Genomic DNA, 19,626 nt, shown 5'->3' with positions numbered 1-19,626 from the left:
ATGCTTGAACTGATCAATGTCAGCCTGGAGCGCCCTTTTGCCCTGGCGCCGTTCAGCGAACAGATAAGGGCGGGGGAGCTGCTGGGGTTGATCGGCCCCAATGGCGCGGGCAAAAGCACGCTGTTGTCGTTGATATCCGGTTACCTGCAACCGGCGGGCGGGCAGGTCGAGTTGCTCGGTCGAGCGTTGCCCGCTTATTTGCCCGGGCAACTGGCGCGCCGGCGCGCGCTGGTGACGCAGCAGATGGACAGTGCTTTCGATTGGCGGGTCGAAGAATTCATTCGTCTCGGTCAGCAGCACCCTGGCGAGCCGTACCCGGGCATTATCGATGCGCTGGATGTCCGTCACTTGCTTGGCCGGGGAGTGTTGTCGCTGTCTGGCGGCGAGCTGCAGCGGGTAACCATTGCCCGGGCCATGAACCAATTGGCAATCAGCCCGCTGACTGACGCCTGGGACGATGGTCGCGGCTGCCTGCTGTTGCTGGACGAACCCACCAGCGCCCTGGATATCGGCCAGCAGCAGAACCTCATGCGGGTGTTGCGCACGCTGACCCGTTCGCCGCGTATTGCCGTGGTCTGTGTGTTACACGACCTGAACCTGGCTGCGCGCTACTGCGACCGCCTTTGGCTGCTCGAAGGCGGCCGGCTTTGCGCCAGCGGCGCGCCGGCCCAGGTGCTCAGCGAGCAGCGCATTGCCCAGGTGTTTGGTGCGCAGGTACGGGTAACGGCGGGTAAACACCACCAGGTGAGCATTGAGCTGGCGCCGTAAGTGGCGTCTAGCGCTGACTCAACGTAACCCAGTAGCGTGAGCGCCGCAGCACCTGCACGGACAATGACAGGGGCAGGGCGTCGAGCACCGCATCGGTGTCGGCCAGCGGATAAACGCCGGAGATACGCAACGCAGCGATCTCGTCGCTGCAGCGCAACAGGCCAGGCCGGTAGCGGCTGAGTTGCTCGACAAAGGCATCCAGGCGCATGTTGTCGGCCACCAGCAAGCCCTTGCTCCAGGCCGGCTCGGCCGAGGTGCCGGTGGCCGGTTCGATGCGGGTCGGGGTGAAGCGCGCGCGCTGCCCGGGAGCCAGGCGCAGGGGGTTGGCGGGTGATTGCCGCGCCTGCACCTCGACTGCACCGTCGAACAGCTCGACCTGCGTGGCTGGCTCTTGCAGCTCGACACTAAAACGCGTCCCCAATGCCCGTACCTGGCCATGTACGGTGTAAACGCTTAACGGGCGTTGATTGGCGTTCGAGGGGTGGCCACTGCGGATCAACAGGCGCCCGGCGAGCAGTTGCACGCGCCGCTGGCGGCTGTCGAACAGCACGGCGATTTCGGTACTTGCGTCGAGGGTCAATTGGCTGCCGTCTTCCAGCTCGATGTGTTGTGGGGCGCTGGCACCATTGCGGTAGGTCAGTTCCGGGCCCGGCTGCCAGACGTTGCGATAGGCCAGTTGCCCGGCGCAGCCGAACAGGCCGAGCACCGCCAGTGCCTTGAGCGCTTGCCGGCGACTGCGGCCCTGGCTGCCCCGGGAAAGGCTCTGGTAGCCGGCATGTGGCTCCAGCCCGGCCATGCGTCGACGCAGGGCCTCGATGTGCAGCCAGGCACGTTCGTTGTCCGGATGGGCGGCGCGCCACTGCTCAAGCGCCCGCTGCTGCTCGGGGCTGAGTGCGCCTTCCATGGTTTCGGTGAGCCACTGTGCGGCTTCGCGAGTAGTACGCGGGTTAAAGGGGGAGGGGGTCATGGCTGGTCAGCAAAAAAGCAATGCTGGTTGGCCCGCACCAGGTACAGCTTTACCGAGCGGCTGCTGACCTGCAGGCGTTCGGCGATTTCGGCGATCTTCAGGCCCTGCAGGTGCGACAGTAAGAAGGCTTCGCGGACCTTGGCCGGCAGGGCGTCGAGCATGCGATCGAGCAGGGTCAGGGCTTCAAGTGCCAGCACGCGGACTTCGGGTGACGGTTCAACTGCTTCAGGCAGGCTGGCCAGTGTTTCCAGGTACGCCTGCTCGACCAGGCGGCGGCGATAGACATTGGCCATCAGTCGCCGCGCCACGGTCGAGAGAAACGAGCGGGGTTCGCGGATCTTGAACAGGTCTTTGGAGCCGAGGATGCTCAGGAAGGTATCGTGGGCAATGTCGGCGGCATGTTCCGGGCAGCCGATACGATTGCGTAGCCATCGGTGCAGCCAATTGTGATGGTCGTTGTACAGGGTGCTCAGGCACGTATTCAGTCCAGGTGTAGCGGGGCGGGTGTCCATCGGGTGCGTGGCCGGCGTAAAGCGGAACGGACGCCCATTATAGCGAGAATGATTATCAATTGATAATTGTTGTTATTGAGAAATGCTGGTCACCGGCTGGCCGTGAGCGGATTTGCCGGGCGGCCCAGCTGCCGCAGTGCCTGCTTGCACGCTTTCGTCGCAGACTACCTGGCTGATGGCTCTGGACAGTGAGCCTTTGAAGATCGGAGTGAGCTCGTTGTCGGCCTCGGCGTCCTGAAGGTCCTCCAGCGAAGCTCCCGAGCCCATGAAGCGTACTGTGCGTGCGCTGCAATCGAACTGGCGGGCACTGTAGCTGGTCCCGCTGATGCCGACACGCTGGGTGATTACAGTGCGCTGGGAAGGATCACCCGACACGCTCACGATCGAGTAGCGGGCGTCTTGATCGAAGGAGGTTTGCAGCACTGTAGCGCTGACGAGGGAACAGCAAAGTGCCAGGCAACAGCCAGAGATGAGTTTGATCAGCACGGGTACTTCCTTGCATTGGCGCTGTGATTTTGCAGGAGGTGCCAAGCGATAATGAATCGTATTAACGATGTGGCACGTTGCTAGCTTAGTGGGCAAGCTATTCCTAGACAACGGCCCACCCCCCATTGTTCATGAAATTTCCGACAATCGGGGTGGATTATTCATGCATGTTTTGACGGCCTGGTGACAATCGACGAAAAGCTGATAAATTTCAGCCGGTTGAAACAGTGGCCGGGTTTAGGGTCGCAAAAAGGAAACCACCATGATTTCACCAGAACGTCAGGCCATCGCCCTGCAGCGCTATGCCGAGGCTAATCCGCAGATGCGCGAAGAGATCGCCGGGCTCAGCGAGCACGAGCAGGCTCAGCAGGTCCTCTGGGCCTTCGAGGATGCCGCGCAGGAGCAGGGGGTCGAACCCTGGGAGCTGACCTTGCAACTGATTGCCGAGTCCGACGAGGAGCTTGCGGCCCTGCGCCTTGAGGTGCATCGCGAGGTTGCCGAGGCGCTGGGGATGGCGTGGGAAGAGTATTGCGAGTTCAACGAAATCGAACAGGATTCGTAACGCTGCAACTCGGATTTGTAGTGTTTTGACAAGATTTTATGCAGCCCAGGGGCTGGATCATCATGGCTTCAGCTGTGGCGTCCAGGCCAGGGGCTGCGTGTGTTGAGCGGCCTTGGGCAAGGTTTTTGCCAGGGTCTTTGAATTAAATGGACCGGCGTACTTTCCCGTCGTCCTGAACGGGGTGACTTCTGGCCTTTGAGCCACTAGAATGCTTGCCCTTGATTCTGGAGTCGGGTATCGCCGGCTAACGTCTGTGCAACGAGGAATATCCATGCAAGTTTCTGTTGAAAATACTTCTGCTCTCGAGCGCCGCATGACCATCGCCGTTCCGGCCGAGCGCGTCGAGACCGAAGTCAACAAGCGTCTGCAACAGACTGCCCGTCGCGCCAAGGTCCCAGGCTTCCGTCCTGGCAAAGTGCCGATGAGCGTGATCCGTCAGCGCTACGAAGACGCCGCCCGTCAGGAAGCCTTCGGCGACCTGGTCCAGGCTTCCTTCTACGAAGCCGTGGTCGAGCAGAAGCTGAACCCGGCTGGCGCCCCTGCCGTCGAGCCAAAATCGTTCGAAAAGGGCAAAGATCTCGAATACGTCGCCATTTTCGAAGTATTCCCTGAGTTCACCGTTGCCGGTTTCGACTCGATCGCCGTCGAGCGCCTGAGCGCCGAAGTGGCTGACGCCGACCTGGACAACATGCTCGAAGTGCTGCGCAAGCAAAACGTGCGTTTCGAAGCCGCTGACCGCGCTGCCCAGAACGAAGACCAGCTGAACATCGATTTCGTCGGCAAGGTCGACGGTGAAGTGTTCGCTGGCGGTTCGGCCAAGGGCACCCAGCTGGTACTGGGTTCCGGCCGCATGATCCCGGGCTTCGAAGAAGGCCTGGTCGGCGCCAAGGCCGGTGAAGAGCGCGTTCTGAACCTGACCTTCCCCGAGGACTATCAGAACCTGGACCTGGCTGGCAAAGCCGCCGAGTTCACCGTTACCGTCAACAGTGTTGCCGAGCCAAAGCTGCCTGAGCTGACCGAAGAGTTCTTCGCCCAGTTCGGTATCAAGGAAGCAACCCTGGAAGGTTTCCGCACCGAAGTTCGCAAGAACATGGAGCGTGAACTGCGTCAGGCGATCAAGACCAAGGTCAAGAACCAGGTAATGGACGGCCTGCTGGCTGCCAACCCGATCGAAGTCCCGAAAGCCCTGCTGGAAAACGAAGTGAACCGCCTGCGCGTTCAAGCCGTTCAGCAGTTCGGTGGCAACATCAAGCCTGAGCAACTGCCGGCCGAGCTGTTCGAAGAGCAAGCCAAGCGCCGCGTCGTGCTGGGCCTGATCGTCGCCGAAGTGGTCAAGCAGAACGAACTGAAGCCGGACGAAGACCGCGTTCGCGAAATGATCCAGGAAATGGCTTCGGCTTACCAGGAGCCTGAGCAGGTCGTGGCTTGGTACTACAAGAACGACCAGCAACTGAACGAAGTCCGTTCGGTTGTGCTGGAAGAACAAGTTGTGGATACTGTTCTGCAGAAAGCGACTGTGACCGACAAATCGGTCTCGTACGAAGAAGCCGTAAAACCAGCCCAGGCACCTGCCGCCGCTGAGTAATACGCCAGCTTCGTAGGAAAACACCACAAGCCAGCCTTCGAGCTGGCTTGTGCGTATTCAAGACATGACTATTTGGGAGTGAGTGCAGGACATGTCCCGCAATTCTTATTATCAGCAGAGCTCTGACATCCAGGCCGCAGGCGGCCTGGTCCCGATGGTTATCGAGCAATCCGCTCGTGGCGAACGCGCCTATGACATCTACTCGCGCCTTCTCAAGGAGCGGGTGATCTTCCTGGTCGGCCCGGTAGAGGACTACATGGCCAACCTGGTAGCGGCGCAGATGCTGTTCCTTGAAGCGGAAAACCCGGACAAGGATATCCATCTCTACATCAACTCGCCGGGCGGTTCGGTGACTGCCGGCATGTCGATCTACGACACCATGCAGTTCATCAAGCCGGACGTCTCGACCATCTGCATCGGCCAGGCCTGCAGCATGGGCGCCTTCCTGCTGGCCGCAGGTGCCAAGGGCAAGCGTCACTGCCTGCCGAACTCGCGGGTGATGATTCACCAGCCACTGGGCGGTTTCCAGGGCCAGGCCACGGATATCGAGATCCACGCCAAGGAAATCCTCTCCATCAAGTCGCGTCTGAACGAGCTGCTGGCCTACCACACAGGTCAGGACCTGGAGACCATCAAGCGCGATACTGAGCGCGACAATTTCATGAGCGCCGAGCGCGCAGCCGAATACGGCCTGATCGACTCGGTCTACGACAAGCGGCAACTGGCCTCCTGAATCCGGGTGCCAGAGCAGGCGGGCGCGCATTGCGCCTACCTGCGGACTTGAAAAAGCCCGCAATTGCCTTCATCTTGTGTTGCAAGCCTACCGGATTGGATCGATCGAATGACTGACACCCGTAACGGCGAGGACAACGGCAAATTGCTCTATTGCTCCTTCTGCGGCAAAAGCCAGCACGAAGTGCGCAAGTTGATTGCCGGCCCCTCGGTATTTATCTGCGACGAGTGCGTCGACCTGTGCAACGACATCATCCGTGAGGAGGTGCAGGAAGCCCAGGCCGAGAGCAGCGCGCATAAACTGCCTTCGCCGAAAGAAATCAGCACCATCCTGGACCAGTACGTCATTGGTCAGGAGCGTGCGAAAAAGGTACTGGCGGTAGCGGTGTACAACCACTACAAACGCCTGAATCAACGCGACAAGAAGAACGACGACGTCGAGCTCGGCAAGAGTAACATCCTGCTGATCGGTCCGACGGGCTCGGGTAAGACCCTGCTCGCCGAAACCCTCGCGCGTCTGTTGAATGTACCGTTCACCATCGCCGATGCCACCACCCTGACCGAAGCCGGTTACGTGGGTGAGGACGTCGAGAACATCATTCAAAAACTGCTGCAGAAGTGCGACTACGACGTGGAAAAGGCCCAGATGGGCATTGTCTACATCGACGAAATCGACAAGATCTCGCGCAAGTCGGACAACCCGTCCATCACCCGCGACGTTTCGGGCGAGGGCGTGCAGCAGGCGCTGCTCAAGCTGATCGAAGGCACGGTCGCTTCGGTACCGCCGCAAGGTGGCCGCAAGCACCCGCAGCAGGAATTCCTGCAGGTCGATACGCGTAACATCCTGTTTATCTGTGGCGGTGCGTTCTCGGGCCTCGAAAAGGTCATCCAGGCGCGTTCCACCCGCGGCGGCATCGGCTTTGGTGCCGAAGTACGCAGCAAGCAGGAAGGCAAGAAGGTTGGCGAGTCGCTGCGTGAAGTCGAGCCTGACGATCTGGTCAAGTTCGGTCTGATCCCGGAGTTCGTCGGTCGTCTGCCGGTTCTGGCGACCCTCGACGAGCTCGACGAAGCTGCCTTGATGCAGATTCTGACCGAGCCGAAGAACGCCCTGACCAAGCAGTATGCCAAGCTGTTCGAAATGGAAGGCGTGGACCTGGAGTTCCGCAGTGATGCGCTCAAGTCGGTGGCCCGCAAGGCCCTGGAGCGCAAGACCGGGGCACGTGGCCTGCGTTCGATCCTCGAAGGCATCCTGCTCGACACCATGTACGAGATTCCTTCGCAGAAGGATGTCAGCAAGGTGGTGATCGACGAGAGCGTCATCGATGGTTCTTCGCAGCCGCTGTTGATCTACGAGAACAGCGAGCCGCAAGCCAAGGCTGCACCCGACGTCTGAGTCGCCACGCGGCTCGATTCAAGCAAGGGGCCTTCGGGCCCCTTTGCTTTTCCTGTCGCAGAGCTTGTTTTTTTGCGGGCCTGCCCCCACATTAACTCCACGCTCAAAATCCATCGGTTTCCGGCCATAAGGCCGCTGTAGAGGCGAAATCATGAAGACCACCCTCGACTTGCCTCTCTTGCCATTGCGCGATGTCGTCGTCTATCCGCACATGGTCATCCCACTGTTCGTGGGGCGCGAGAAGTCCATCGAGGCCCTTGAGGCCGCGATGACGGGCGAGAAGCAGATTCTCCTGCTGGCCCAGAAGAACCCCGCTGACGACGATCCAGGCGAAGACGCCCTGTACCGCGTCGGTACCATTGCCACCGTCCTGCAACTGCTGAAACTGCCCGATGGCACCGTCAAGGTGCTGGTCGAAGGCGAACAGCGCGGTGCGGTCGAGCGTTTCAACGAAGTCGACGGCCACATTCGTGCCGAAGTTTCGCTGATCGACGAATCCCAGGCTGCCGAGCGCGAGTCTGAAGTCTTCGTCCGCAGCTTGCTGTCACAATTTGAACAATATGTTCAGCTGGGCAAGAAAGTCCCGGCTGAAGTCCTGTCGTCGCTCAACAGCATCGATGAGCCCGGGCGCCTGGTCGACACCATGGCAGCGCACATGGCGCTGAAGATCGAGCAGAAGCAGGAAATCCTCGAGATCCTCGACCTGTCGGCCCGTGTCGAACACGTGCTGGCGCTGCTGGATGCCGAAATCGACCTGCTGCAGGTCGAGAAGCGTATCCGTGGCCGGGTCAAGAAACAGATGGAGCGCAGCCAGCGCGAGTACTACCTGAATGAGCAGATGAAGGCCATTCAGAAAGAGCTCGGCGACAGCGAAGAAGGTCACAACGAAGTCGAGGAGCTGAAAAAGCGTCTCGACGCTGCCGGCCTGCCGAAGGACGCCTACGCCAAGGCCCAGGCCGAGCTGAACAAGCTCAAGCAGATGTCGCCGATGTCGGCCGAAGCCACCGTGGTGCGCTCGTACCTCGACTGGCTGGTGCAGGTGCCGTGGAAGGCGCAGAGCAAGGTGCGTCTGGACCTGGCCAAGGCCGAGGAAATTCTCGACGCCGACCATTACGGCCTGGAGGAGGTCAAGGAGCGCATCCTTGAGTACCTCGCAGTGCAAAAACGGGTGAAAAAGATCCGTGGTCCGGTACTGTGCCTGGTCGGGCCGCCTGGCGTGGGTAAAACCTCGCTGGCCGAGTCGATCGCCAGTGCCACCAACCGCAAGTTCGTACGCATGGCCCTCGGTGGCGTGCGCGACGAGGCCGAGATTCGCGGTCACCGCCGTACCTATATCGGTTCGATGCCCGGTCGTCTGATTCAGAAAATGACCAAGGTTGGCGTACGCAACCCGCTGTTCCTGCTCGACGAAATCGACAAAATGGGCAGCGACATGCGCGGCGATCCGGCCTCGGCGTTGCTGGAAGTGCTCGACCCCGAGCAGAACCACAACTTCAACGATCACTACCTGGAAGTCGACTACGACCTCTCGGACGTGATGTTCCTCTGCACCTCGAACTCGATGAACATCCCGCCAGCCTTGCTGGACCGGATGGAAGTCATCCGCCTGCCGGGTTACACCGAGGACGAGAAGATCAACATCGCGGTCAAGTACCTGTCGCCCAAGCAGATCAAGGCCAACGGCCTGAAAAAGGGCGAGCTGGAGATCGACGTCTCGGCGATCCGCGACATCATCCGCTACTACACCCGCGAAGCCGGCGTGCGGGGCCTGGAGCGCCAGATCGCGAAAATCTGCCGCAAGGTGGTCAAGGAGCACGCCGGCCTCAAGCAGGTGGCGGTGAAGGTTACTGGCGAGCAGCTCGAGCACTACCTGGGCGTGCGCAAGTACCGCTACGGCCTGGCCGAGCAGCAGGATCAGGTTGGCCAGGTCACCGGCCTTGCCTGGACCCAGGTGGGCGGCGAACTGCTGACCATTGAAGCTGCAGTGATTCCGGGCAAGGGTCAGCTGATCAAGACCGGCTCGCTCGGTGACGTCATGGTCGAGTCCATCACTGCCGCGCAAACCGTGGTGCGCAGCCGCGCCCGCAGCCTGGGGATTCCTGCCGACTTCCACGAGAAGCGCGATACCCACATCCACATGCCCGAAGGCGCCACGCCCAAGGATGGTCCAAGTGCCGGTATCGGCATGTGCACCGCCCTGGTTTCGGCCCTGACCCAGATCCCGGTGCGTGCCGATGTGGCCATGACCGGCGAGATCACCTTGCGTGGTCAGGTGCTGGCAATCGGTGGTTTGAAGGAAAAACTGCTGGCCGCTCACCGGGGTGGAATCAAGACGGTGATCATTCCGGAAGAGAATGTGCGTGATCTGAAGGAAATTCCTGAGAATATTAAGCAGGATCTGCAGATTAAACCGGTCAAATGGATTGACGAAGTCCTCCAAATTGCGCTGCAATACGCCCCGGAGCCCTTGCCCGATGTGGCTCCGGAGATTGTCGCCAAGGATGAAAAGCGCGACAGCGATTCCAAGGAAAGAATCAGCACACATTAGTACGTATTTGGCTGGGGGGCTTTCTTGACAGTATTTTCAGGCCCTTGTTATAAAGCGGCACTTAAGTGTCAACAGGCCACCCAGCGCTCGTTTAGCTTTTCATTACATACTTAGAAACAAACTCAATAGAGATATAAGGGGACTTAGAGTGAACAAGTCGGAACTGATTGACGCTATCGCCGCATCTGCTGATATTTCGAAAGCTGCCGCTGGCAAAGCGCTGGACGCAGTAATCGAATCCGTCACCGGCGCCCTGAAGGCAGGTGACTCCGTGGTACTGGTAGGTTTCGGTACCTTCTCGGTCACCGACCGTCCAGCTCGCACCGGCCGCAACCCGCAAACCGGCAAGACTCTGGAAATCCCTGCCGCCAAGAAGCCTGGCTTCAAGGCTGGCAAGGCTCTGAAAGAAGCCGTCAACTAAGTCGCTTCCTTCAGGCTCACGCCTAACCGAGCCGGGCTCACGCCTGGTCCGGCTGCCGAGCGCCGGGAGGCCTGATACCAGGTTCCCGGCGCTCGGCCAGTTACGAGAAGGCGCATCCTCGGATGCGCCTTTCTTCTATCAGGACTCTACCCACGCTCCACGGTTGGTTCATTCAGTACAACCGTTTCTGGGGGACGCATGCTGCAGAATATCAGGGACAATTCACAAGGTTGGATTGCCAAGACCATCATCGGTGTCATCGTAGCCTTGATGGCACTGACCGGCTTCGATGCCATCTTCCAGGCCACCACCCACAGCCAGGACGCTGCCAAGGTCAATGGCGACAAGATCAGCCAGAACGAGCTGAGCCAGGCCGTCGACATGCAACGTCGACAGCTGATGCAACAGCTGGGCAAGGATTTCGATCCGGCCATGCTCAACGAGCAAATGCTGCGTGAAGCCGCGCTCAAGGGCTTGATCGATCGCAAGTTGCTGCTTCAAGGCGCCGAAGACGCCAAGTTCGCTTTCTCCGAAGCTGCCCTCGACCAACTGATCCTGCAAACCCCTGAGTTCCAGGTGGACGGCAAGTTCAGCCCCGAGCGCTTCGATCAGGTCATTCGCCAGATGGGCTACGGCCGTCTGCAGTTCCGCGAAATGCTGGCTCAGGAAATGCTCATCGGCCAACTGCGCACCGGCCTTGCCGGCAGCGGTTTTGTTACCGACGACCAGGTCGACGCTTTCGCCCGTCTGGAAAAACAGACCCGTGATTTCGCTTCGCTGACCTTCAAGGCCGACCCGGCCGCGGTCAAGGTTACCGACGAGCAGATCAAGGCGCACTACGACGAACACGCCAAGGAGTTCATGAGCCCCGACCAGGTCGTCATCGACTACATCGAGCTGAAGAAATCCGCGTTCTTCGACCAGGTTGAAGTCAACCAGGACGAGCTCAAGGCGCTGTACGAGAAAGAAATCGCCAACCTGGCCGAGCAGCGGCATGCCGCGCACATTCTTGTTGAAATCAATGACAAGGTGAACGAGGGGCAGGCCAAGGCCAAGATCGAAGAAATCCAGGCGCGCCTGGCCAAGGGCGAAGACTTTGCCACTCTGGCCAAGGAGTTCTCCCAGGACCCGGGCTCGGCCAGCAATGGCGGTGATCTCGGTTATGCCGGCCAGGGCGTTTATGATCCGGCCTTCGAAGACGCACTGTATGCGCTGAACAAGGACCAGGTCTCGGGCCCGGTGCGTACCGAATACGGTTTCCACCTGATCAAGCTACTCGATGTGCAGGCGCCTGAAGTGCCAAGCTTCGACAGCCTGAAAGACAAGCTGACCCGTGAGCTGAAAACCCAGCAGGTCGAACAGCGCTTTGTCGAAGTGACCAAGCAGCTGGAAGACTCGGCCTTCGAAGCCTCCGACCTGGCCCAGCCGGCGCAGGAACTGGGCCTGAAGGTGCATACCTCGCCAGCGTTCGGTCGTGAAGGCGGTGAAGGCATCACTGCCAACCGCGCGGTGATCCAGGCGGCATTCAGCACTGAAGTGCTGGAAGAAGGCTCCAACAGCACGGCGATCGAGCTGGATCCGGAAACCATCGTGGTGCTGCGCGTCAAGGAACACCGCAAGCCTGAGCAACTGGGCCTTGAAGTGGTCTCCGAGAGCATCCGCAAGCACCTGGCCAAAGAGCAGGCGACTGCTGCCCTGAAGACCAAGGCCGATGCCCTGATCGCCGGTCTGCGCGATGGCAAGATTGCCTTGGCGGCCAGCCAGGACGGTCAGGCCTGGAAGGTTCAGGAGGCGGTATCGCGTAGCCAGGACGGTATCGACCCGGTCGAGCTGCAGGCACTGTTCCGTATGAGCAAGCCTGAAGCCAAGGACAAGCCTGTGTACGCCAGCGTCACCCTTAACGATGGTAGCCTGGTGGTACTGCGTCTGAACGGCGTCAACGAAGGCACAGCGGCCACTGAAGAAGAGAAAGCGAGCTACCGCCGCTTCCTCGCTTCGCGCGCCGGCCAGCAGGACTTCGCGGCATACCGCAAGCAGCTGGAAGCCAAAGCGGATATCACTCGCTACTGAGTGCTGGATGCTTGAAACAGAAAAGGCCGCTTATGCGGCCTTTTCTGTTTTCATCGCGGGGCAAGTCGGGTCGCCGCACCGCCGCTCCCGCCGGTTTGTAGGAGCGGGCTTGCCCCGCGAAGAGGCTACTGAACGGCAGCTGGCACCAGAAACGCCGCCTCCAGCAACTGCCGGGTATACGCATGCTGCGGGTCGGCAAAGATGTCCGCCGCCACCCCTTGCTCCACCACCTGGCCTTGCTTGACCACCATCAACTGGTGGCTGAGCGCCTTGACCACCGCCAGGTCGTGGCTGATGAACAGGTAGGTGAGGTTGTACTTGCTCTGCAATGAGCGCAACAGCTCGACCACCTGGCGCTGCACGGTGCGGTCCAGGGCCGAGGTCGGCTCATCGAGCAGGATAAGTGCCGGTTTGAGCACCAGTGCCCGGGCAATGGCGATGCGCTGGCGTTGGCCGCCAGAGAACTCGTGCGGGTAACGGTGCCGCGCCTGCGGATCAAGGCCGACCTCTTGCAGGGCGGCAATGATTGCCTGCTCCTGCTCGGCGGCGCTGCCCATGCGGTGGATGCGCAGGCCTTCACCGACGATGTCGCTGACGCACATGCGCGGGCTGAGGCTGCCGAACGGGTCCTGGAAAACCACCTGCATCTGCCGGCGCAGCGGGCGTACCTGCTGCTGGGTCAGGTGCTCAAGGCTCGTGCCCTGAAAGCGGATGCTGCCCTGGCTGCCCAGCAGGCGCAGGATCGCCAGCCCCAGGGTCGACTTGCCCGAACCGCTTTCGCCGACAATGCCCAGGGTCTGGCCCTGGGGCAGGTCGAAGTTGATGCCGTCCACCGCCTTGACGTAATCGACGGTGCGTCGCAACAGACCCTTCTTGATCGGGAACCACACGCGCAGGTTCTCGACCTGCAGCATCGGCGCGCCGGGCGGGTTGCCGGCCGGGCCGCCGCTGGGCTCGGCACCGAGGAGCATCTGCGTGTAGGGATGCTTGGGGCGGCGGAACAGTGCATCGCAGTCGGCTTGCTCGACGATCTGGCCCTTTTGCATCACGCAGACCCGGTGGGCAATGCGCTTGACCAGGTTGAGGTCGTGGCTGATCAGCAGCAGCGCCATGCCCAGGCGTGCCTGCAGGGACTTGAGCAACTCGAGGATCTTCAACTGCACGGTGACGTCCAGCGCCGTGGTCGGTTCGTCGGCGATCAGCAGGTCAGGCTCGTTGGCCAGGGCCATGGCAATCATCACACGCTGCCTCTGGCCGCCTGAGAGCTCGTGTGGCAGCGCTTTGAGGCGTTTGTGCGGCTCGGGTATGCCGACCATCGCCAACAGCTCCAGGGTGCGCTCGGTGGCCGCCTTGCCGCGCAGGCCCTTGTGCAGCAGGAGGATCTCGTTGATCTGCTTTTCGATGTTGTGCAGCGGGTTGAGCGAGGTCATCGGCTCCTGGAAAATCATCGCCACGCGGTTGCCGCGTATGCGCCGCATCTTTTTCTCGTCGAGGGTCAGCAGGTCTTGCCCTTCGAACAGGATGCTGCCGCTCGGGTGGCGGGCCAGCGGGTAGGGCAGCAGGCGCAGGATCGAGTGCGCCGTCACCGACTTGCCCGAACCGCTTTCACCGACCAGGGCCAGGGTTTCGCCGCGGCGGATGTCGAAGCTGACACCTTCGACCACCCGCTGGGATTGATCGCCGGTGACGAACTCGACGGCCAGGTCACGGACTTCGATCAAGGTTTGCTTGCTCATCTCATTTCCTCGGGTCGAAGGCATCGCGGGCGGACTCGCCGATGAACACCAGCAGGCTGAGCATCAAGGCCAGCACCGCGAAGGCGCTCATGCCCAGCCAGGGCGCTTGCAGATTGGACTTGCCCTGGGCCACCAGTTCGCCCAGCGACGGCGCGCCGGGCGGCAGGCCGAAGCCGAGGAAGTCCAGGGCGGTCAGGGTGCCGATGGCGCCGGTGAGAATGAACGGCATGAAGGTCATGGTCGAAATCATCGCGTTGGGCAGGATATGCCGGTACATGATCGCGCCGTTCTGCATGCCCAGCGCCCGTGCCGCGCGCACGTACTCAAGGTTGCGCCCGCGCAGGAACTCGGCGCGCACCACATCCACCAGGCTCATCCACGAGAACAGCAGCATGATCCCCAGCAGCCACCAGAAATTCGGTTGCACGAAGCTTGCGAGGATGATCAGCAGGTACAGCACCGGCAGCCCCGACCAGATTTCCAGGAAGCGTTGCCCGGCCAGGTCCACCCAGCCGCCGTAAAAACCCTGCAGGGCACCGGCGATCACGCCGATGATCGAGCTGAGGATGGTCAGGGTCAGGGCAAACAACACCGAGATACGGAAACCATAGATGACCCGCGCCAGCACGTCGCGGCCCTGGTCGTCGGTGCCCAGCCAGTTCTGCGCCGACGGCGGGGCGGGGGCCGGGACCTTGAGGTCGTAGTTGATGCTCTGGTAGCTGAACGGGATCGGCGCCCACAGCACGAAGCTGTCCTTGGCGGCGAGCAGTTCGCGGATGTACGGGCTCTTGTAGTTGGCTTCCAGCGGGAACTCGCCGCCGAAGGTGGTTTCCGGGTAGCGCTTGAGCGCCGGGAAATACCATTGGCCGTCGTAGCGCACGGCCAGTGGCTTGTCATTGGCGATCAGCTCGGCGCCCAGGCTCAGGCCGAACAGGATCAGGAACAGCCACAGCGACCACCAGCCGCGGCGGTTGGCCTTGAAGCGCTCGAAGCGCCGGCGATTCAGAGGTGACAGGTTCATCTCAGTGCTCCCGGCTGTCGAAGTCGATACGTGGGTCGACCAGGGTGTAGGTCAGGTCGCCAATCAGCTTCACCACCAGCCCGAGCAGGGTGAAGATGAACAGGGTGCCGAAGACCACCGGGTAGTCGCGGTTGATCGCCGCCTCGAAACTCATCAGGCCCAGGCCATCGAGGGAGAAGATCACCTCGATCAGCAGGGAGCCGGTGAAGAAGATACCGATGAACGCCGACGGGAAACCGGCGATCACCAGCAGCATGGCGTTGCGAAACACATGGCCGTAGAGCACGCGGTTAGGGCTCAGGCCCTTGGCCTTGGCGGTGACCACGTACTGCTTGTTGATCTCGTCGAGGAAGCTGTTCTTGGTCAGCAGGGTCATGGTCGCGAAGTTGCCGATCACCAGGGCGGTGACCGGCAGCACCAGGTGCCAGAAGTAATCGAGCAGCTTGCCGGCGGTGCTCAACTCGTCGAAATTGTTCGAAGTCAGGCCGCGCAGCGGGAACCAGTCCAGGTAGCTGCCGCCAGCAAAAAGCACGATCAGCAGGATGGCGAACAGGAACGCCGGAATGGCGTAGCCGATGATGATCGCCGAGCTGGTCCAGACGTCGAAGTGGCTGCCGTGGCGGGTGGCCTTGGCGATGCCCAGGGGGATCGACACCAGGTACATGATCAGCGTGCTCCACAGCCCCAGGGAGATCGACACCGGCATCTTCTCGACGATCAGGTCGATGACCTTGGCATCACGGAAGAAGCTGTCGCCAAAATCCAGGTGGGCGTAGTTCTTGATCATGATCCACAAGCGTTCCGGCGCCGATTTGTCGAAGCCGTACATCTGCTCGATTTCCTTGATCAGGGCAGGGTCCAGGCCCTGGGCGCCGCGGTAGTTGGAGCCGGCCACCGAGACTTCGGCACCCCCTCCGGCAATCCGGCTGGTGGCGCCCTCGAAGCCTTCAAGCTTGGCAATCATCTGCTCGACCGGGCCGCCTGGGGCGGCCTGGATGATGATGAAGTTGATGATCAGGATGCCCAGCAGGGTCGGGATGATCAGCAGCAAACGGCGAAAGATATAGGCCAGCATGCTATTTCGCCCCTTCGGCCGCTTGCGCCTCGGGCGCCGGGTTCAGCGGTACCACCGGCTCGACATCCGGCTTGATCCACCAGGTGTTGATGCCGATGTCGTATTTGGGCGACACCTTGGGGTGGCCGATGTGGTTCCAGTAGGCCACGCGCCAGGTCTTGATGTGCCAGTTGGGGATCACGTAGAAGCCCCATTGCAGCACCCGGTCGAGGGCGCGCGAATGCTCGATCAGGCTTTGCCGCGAGTCGGCATTGATCAACTGCTCGACCAGGGTGTCGATGGCCGGGTCTTTAAGGCCGATGAAGTTGCGGCTGCCGGGGTTGTCGGCAGCAGCACTCTGCCAGAACTCGCGTTGCTCGTTGCCCGGCGAGTTGGACTGCGGGTAGCCGCCGACGATCATGTCGAAGTCCCGCGAGCGCAGGCGGTTGATGTACTGCGAAACATCGACCCGGCGAATCACCAGGTCGATGCCCAGGTCGGCGAGGTTGCGCTTGAACGGCAGCAGGATGCGTTCGAACTCGGTCTGGGCCAGGAGAAACTCGATCGACACTGGCTTGCCCTGAGCGTCGACCATCTTGTCGTCGACGATGCGCCAGCCGGCGTCCTGCAGCAGCTTGTAGGCTTTGCGCTGCTGTTCGCGGATCATGCCGCTGCCATCGGTGACCGGGTTGGCGAAGGGCTGGGTGAACACCTGGTCGGGGATCTTGCCGCGCAGCGGTTCGAGAATTTTCAGTTCGGCGGCGTCGGGCAGGCCGGTGGCGGCCATGTCGGAGTTCTCGAAGTAGCTGCGGGTGCGGGTGTAGGCACCGTTGAACAGCTGCTTGTTGGTCCATTCGAAGTCCAGCAGCAGGCTCAGCGCTTCACGTACCCGCACATCCTGGAACAGCGGGCGGCGGATGTTGTAGACGAAGCCCTGCATGCCGGTCGGGTTACCGTTGGGCAGCTCTTCGAGGATCAGGCGTTTCTGCCGTACGGCTGGCACGTCGTAGGCGGTGGCCCAGCTCTTGGCGGCGGTTTCCAGGCGGTAGTCGAACTGGCCGGCCTTGAGCGCTTCGAGGGTGACGGCGCTGTCGCGGTAATAGTCGGTGGTCATCTCGTCGAAGTTGTAAAAGCCGCGATTGACCGCCAGGTCCTTGCCCCAGTAGTCCTTGACCCGCTCGTAGCGAATCGAACGCCCCGGCTTGACCTCGGCGACCTTGTACGGGCCGCTGCCCAGGGGAACTTCGAGGTTGCCCTTGGTGAACTCACGGTTTTCCCAGAAGTGCTTGGGCAACACCGGCAACTGGCCGAGGATCAGCGGCAGCTCGCGGTTGTTGCTGTGCTTGAACTTGAACAATACCCGCTGCGGATCTTCGGCGATCACTTCGGCGACGTCGGCGTAGTAACCGCGGTACAGCGGTGCGCCGTGCTTGATCAGGGTGTTGAAGGTGAACACCACGTCTTCAGCCTGCATCGGCTGGCCGTCATGAAAACGTGCTTCGGGGCGCAGGTAGAAGCGTACCCAGCTGTTGTCCGGAGCTTTCTCGATCTTGCCGGCGACCAGGCCGTACTCGGTGAAGGGCTCATCCAGGCTTTGGGTCATCAGAGTGTCGTAGATCAGGCCGATGTCATCGGCGGAAACACCCTTGTTGATGAACGGGTTGAGGCTGTCGAAGCCGCCGAAGCCGGCCTGGCGGAAGGTGCCGCCCTTGGGCGCGTCGGGGTTGACGTAGTCGAAGTGCTTGAAGCCTGCCGGGTATTTCGGCGCTTCATCGTAAAGGGTCAGGGCGTGTTGCGGTGCAGCCAGTGCCTGGCCACCGAGGCAGGCCAGCAGCAGTGCGCAGGCCTTCAGGCGCAGGCGGGACATTGGCATCATTGGGCTTTCTCCGAAGGCTTGATCCACCAGCTGTTGAGCCCCAGGGTATAGGGCGGCGTGGCCACAAAGGCAAAGCGATTGCGGTAGGCCAGGCGGTGGTTGTCGAGATACCAGTTGGGAATCATGTAGTACTGCCACAGCAGCACCCGGTCCAGGGCGCGGGCGGCGGCCACTTGGTCTTCACGGCTCTGGGCGGCCAGCAGGGTGTCGAGCAGGTGATCGACCACCGGGTCTTTCACGCCAGCATAGTTCTTGCTGCCCTTGGTCGAGGCCTGGCTTGAGTGAAAGTACAGCCATTGTTCAAGGCCCGGGCTCAGGGTCTGGTTCAGGGTCATCAGAATCATGTCGAAGTCGAACTGGTCCAGGCGTTGTTTGTACTGGGCCCGGTCTACCGTGCGCAAGCGTGCTTCGATGCCAATGCTGGCGAGATTTTCGACATAAGGTTGCAGGATCCGTTCAAGGTTCGGATTGACCAGCAACAGTTCCAGCTTCAAGGGTTGCCCGGCGCTGTTGAGCAGGCGTTGGCCATTGAGCTTCCAGCCGGCCTGGCCAAGCAGCTCGAGGGCCTGGCGCAAGGTCTGGCGGTTGATCCCTCGGCCGTCGGTGTGGCTCACCGAATAGGGCTCGGTGAACAGCGCCGCCGGCAGTTGTTTGCGGTAGGGCGCCAGCAGCAGCCATTCCTTGCCCACCGGCAGGCCGCTGGCGGCGAATTCGCTGTTGGGGTAGTAACTGGTGGCGCGCTGGTAGGCGCTGCTGAACAGGGCGCGGTTGGTCCACTCGAAGTCGAGCATCAGCCCCAGTGCCTGGCGAACCCGCGCATCGCTGAAGGTCGCCCGGCGACTGTTCATGAACAGGCCCTGGGTCTGGGTTGGGATCTTGTGCGGGATCTGTGCCTTGATCACATCGCCGCGGCGCACCGCCGGGAAGTTGTAGCCGTTGGCCCAGTTCTTCGCCTGGTGCTCGATGTAGATGTCGAACTCACCGGCCTTGAAGGCTTCGAAGGCCACTGCGCTGTCGCGATAGAACTCGTACTCGACGCGGTCGACGTTGTACTTGCCGCGGTTCACCGCCAGGTCCTTGCCCCAGTAGTTCTTCACCCGCTCGAACACCAGGCGTCGCCCGGGCTGAACCTGGGTGATGCGGTAGGGGCCACTGCCCAAAGGCGGCTCGAAGGTGGTGGCCTTGAAGTCGCGGCCTTTCCAGTAGTGTGCCGGCAGCACCGGCATCTCGCCCAGGCGCAGGATCAGCAGCGGGTTGCCGGCGCGCTTGAAGACAAAGCGGATGCGTCGCGGGTTGAGGATATCGACGCGTTTGACTTCCTGCAGGTTGGTCCGGTAGATCGGATGGCCTTCCTTGAGCAGGGTGCGATAGGAGAACGCCACGTCGCTGGCGGTAATCGGCTTGCCATCGTGAAAGCGCGCTTCGGGGCGCAGGTTGAACACCACCCAGCTGCGGTCTTCGCTGTACTCGACCGAGCCTGCGATCAGGCCATAGCTTGAAGTGGGCTCATCACCGGAGGGGTCGTACTGGCCGGTGCCGACCATCAGGGTTTCGTTCAGCTCGCTCACCCCGTACTGCAAGAAGTTCGGCGTGGTGACCGGGCTTGAGCCCTTGAAGGTGTAGGGGTTGAGGGTGTCGAAGGTGCCAAATGCCATGGCGCGCAAGGTGCCGCCCTTGGGCGCTTGCGGATTGACCCAGTCGAAGTGGGTGAATTTGGCTGGATACTTGAGCGTGCCGAACTGGGCGTAACCGTGGCTTTCGCTGATTGTTGCGCCCGCGGGAAAGCTCAAGGCCAGGCTGAGTGACAGCAACAGGAGGGGACGTATCAAGTCGAGATCCGATCCAGGCGGCTTGGGCTTTATTCCAGCTACAGTAACAGCTTGTATCGACTGGAA

The 19,626-nt window shown here is 61.3% G+C and carries 16 protein-coding genes; 8 read left to right on the top strand and 8 right to left on the bottom strand.

Translation table 11 applies throughout. The features are described from left to right. On the top strand, positions 1-768 hold the full coding sequence (locus JYG36_RS18450; protein WP_213601973.1) for an ATP-binding cassette domain-containing protein: 768 nt from the start codon (positions 1-3) through the stop codon (positions 766-768). A gap of 7 nt (positions 769-775) precedes the next feature. On the opposite strand, the gene JYG36_RS18445 is transcribed toward JYG36_RS18450, so the two are convergent. From JYG36_RS18445 to JYG36_RS18435, 3 genes are all read right to left on the bottom strand, one after another. Next, positions 776-1,735, bottom strand: coding sequence for a FecR domain-containing protein (locus JYG36_RS18445; protein WP_045202133.1), 960 nt, complete (start codon positions 1,733-1,735; stop codon positions 776-778). Next, positions 1,732-2,247, bottom strand: coding sequence for a sigma-70 family RNA polymerase sigma factor (locus JYG36_RS18440; protein WP_213601971.1), 516 nt, complete (start codon positions 2,245-2,247; stop codon positions 1,732-1,734). Before JYG36_RS18440 ends, JYG36_RS18445 begins: the two co-directional genes overlap by 4 nt. Positions 2,248-2,319: 72 nt before the next feature. Beyond that, positions 2,320-2,733, bottom strand: a complete 414-nt coding sequence (locus tag JYG36_RS18435) for a hypothetical protein (protein ID WP_052676584.1) — start codon at positions 2,731-2,733, stop codon at positions 2,320-2,322. Between the two features lie 262 nt (positions 2,734-2,995). Between JYG36_RS18435 and JYG36_RS18430 the strand changes: the two genes are divergently transcribed. From JYG36_RS18430 to JYG36_RS18400, 7 genes are all read left to right on the top strand, one after another. Continuing rightward, positions 2,996-3,295 carry a DUF6388 family protein gene (locus tag JYG36_RS18430; RefSeq protein WP_093385240.1) on the top strand — a complete coding sequence of 100 codons (300 nt, stop codon included), beginning with the start codon at positions 2,996-2,998 and terminating at the stop codon, positions 3,293-3,295. Between the two features lie 271 nt (positions 3,296-3,566). Next, positions 3,567-4,880, top strand: coding sequence for a trigger factor (gene tig / locus JYG36_RS18425; protein WP_045202127.1), 1,314 nt, complete (start codon positions 3,567-3,569; stop codon positions 4,878-4,880). Positions 4,881-4,971: 91 nt separating this feature from the next. Further along, positions 4,972-5,613, top strand: coding sequence for an ATP-dependent Clp endopeptidase proteolytic subunit ClpP (gene clpP / locus JYG36_RS18420; protein WP_010224369.1), 642 nt, complete (start codon positions 4,972-4,974; stop codon positions 5,611-5,613). 108 nt (positions 5,614-5,721) lie between these two features. After that, positions 5,722-7,005, top strand: a complete 1,284-nt coding sequence (gene clpX / locus JYG36_RS18415; RefSeq protein WP_010224368.1) for an ATP-dependent Clp protease ATP-binding subunit ClpX — start codon at positions 5,722-5,724, stop codon at positions 7,003-7,005. Between the two features lie 151 nt (positions 7,006-7,156). Continuing rightward, a complete protein-coding gene (gene lon, locus JYG36_RS18410) occupies positions 7,157-9,553 on the top strand; it encodes an endopeptidase La (RefSeq protein ID WP_045202125.1) in 2,397 nt (798 codons plus the stop codon). A 148-nt stretch (positions 9,554-9,701) separates the two neighbouring features. Then, a complete protein-coding gene (locus JYG36_RS18405; RefSeq protein ID WP_045202124.1) occupies positions 9,702-9,974 on the top strand; it encodes an HU family DNA-binding protein in 273 nt (90 codons plus the stop codon). 198 nt (positions 9,975-10,172) lie between these two features. Next, entirely contained in the window at positions 10,173-12,044 is a 1,872-nt protein-coding gene (locus JYG36_RS18400; RefSeq protein ID WP_045202122.1) for a SurA N-terminal domain-containing protein, read from the top strand. 125 nt (positions 12,045-12,169) lie between these two features. Here the strand turns inward: JYG36_RS18400 and JYG36_RS18395 are convergent, their stop codons facing one another. Genes JYG36_RS18395 through JYG36_RS18375 form a run of 5 tightly spaced genes read right to left on the bottom strand, consistent with a single transcriptional unit; the run spans position 12,170 to position 19,557 of the window. After that, entirely contained in the window at positions 12,170-13,780 is a 1,611-nt protein-coding gene (locus JYG36_RS18395; RefSeq protein WP_213601969.1) for an ABC transporter ATP-binding protein, read from the bottom strand. A gap of 1 nt (position 13,781) precedes the next feature. After that, complete coding sequence (locus JYG36_RS18390; protein WP_045202118.1) at positions 13,782-14,801, bottom strand: ABC transporter permease; 1,020 nt, start codon at positions 14,799-14,801, stop codon at positions 13,782-13,784. 1 nt (position 14,802) lies between these two features. Next, positions 14,803-15,876: a microcin C ABC transporter permease YejB gene (locus JYG36_RS18385; RefSeq protein WP_045202116.1), complete on the bottom strand. Its 1,074-nt coding sequence runs from the start codon at positions 15,874-15,876 to the stop codon at positions 14,803-14,805. Position 15,877: 1 nt separating this feature from the next. Next, positions 15,878-17,731: an extracellular solute-binding protein gene (locus JYG36_RS18380; protein ID WP_093385230.1), complete on the bottom strand. Its 1,854-nt coding sequence runs from the start codon at positions 17,729-17,731 to the stop codon at positions 15,878-15,880. Then, complete coding sequence (locus tag JYG36_RS18375; protein ID WP_195885971.1) at positions 17,728-19,557, bottom strand: extracellular solute-binding protein; 1,830 nt, start codon at positions 19,555-19,557, stop codon at positions 17,728-17,730. The genes JYG36_RS18380 and JYG36_RS18375 overlap by 4 nt, the downstream gene beginning before the upstream one ends. Between the last annotated feature and the right edge of the window lie 69 nt (positions 19,558-19,626).

This window comes from Pseudomonas sp. SORT22 (assembly GCF_018417635.1).
Lineage (GTDB): Bacteria > Pseudomonadota > Gammaproteobacteria > Pseudomonadales > Pseudomonadaceae > Aquipseudomonas.
Note: the sequence above shows the minus strand (reverse complement) of the source record. Positions and strands in the feature narration are given on the sequence as shown.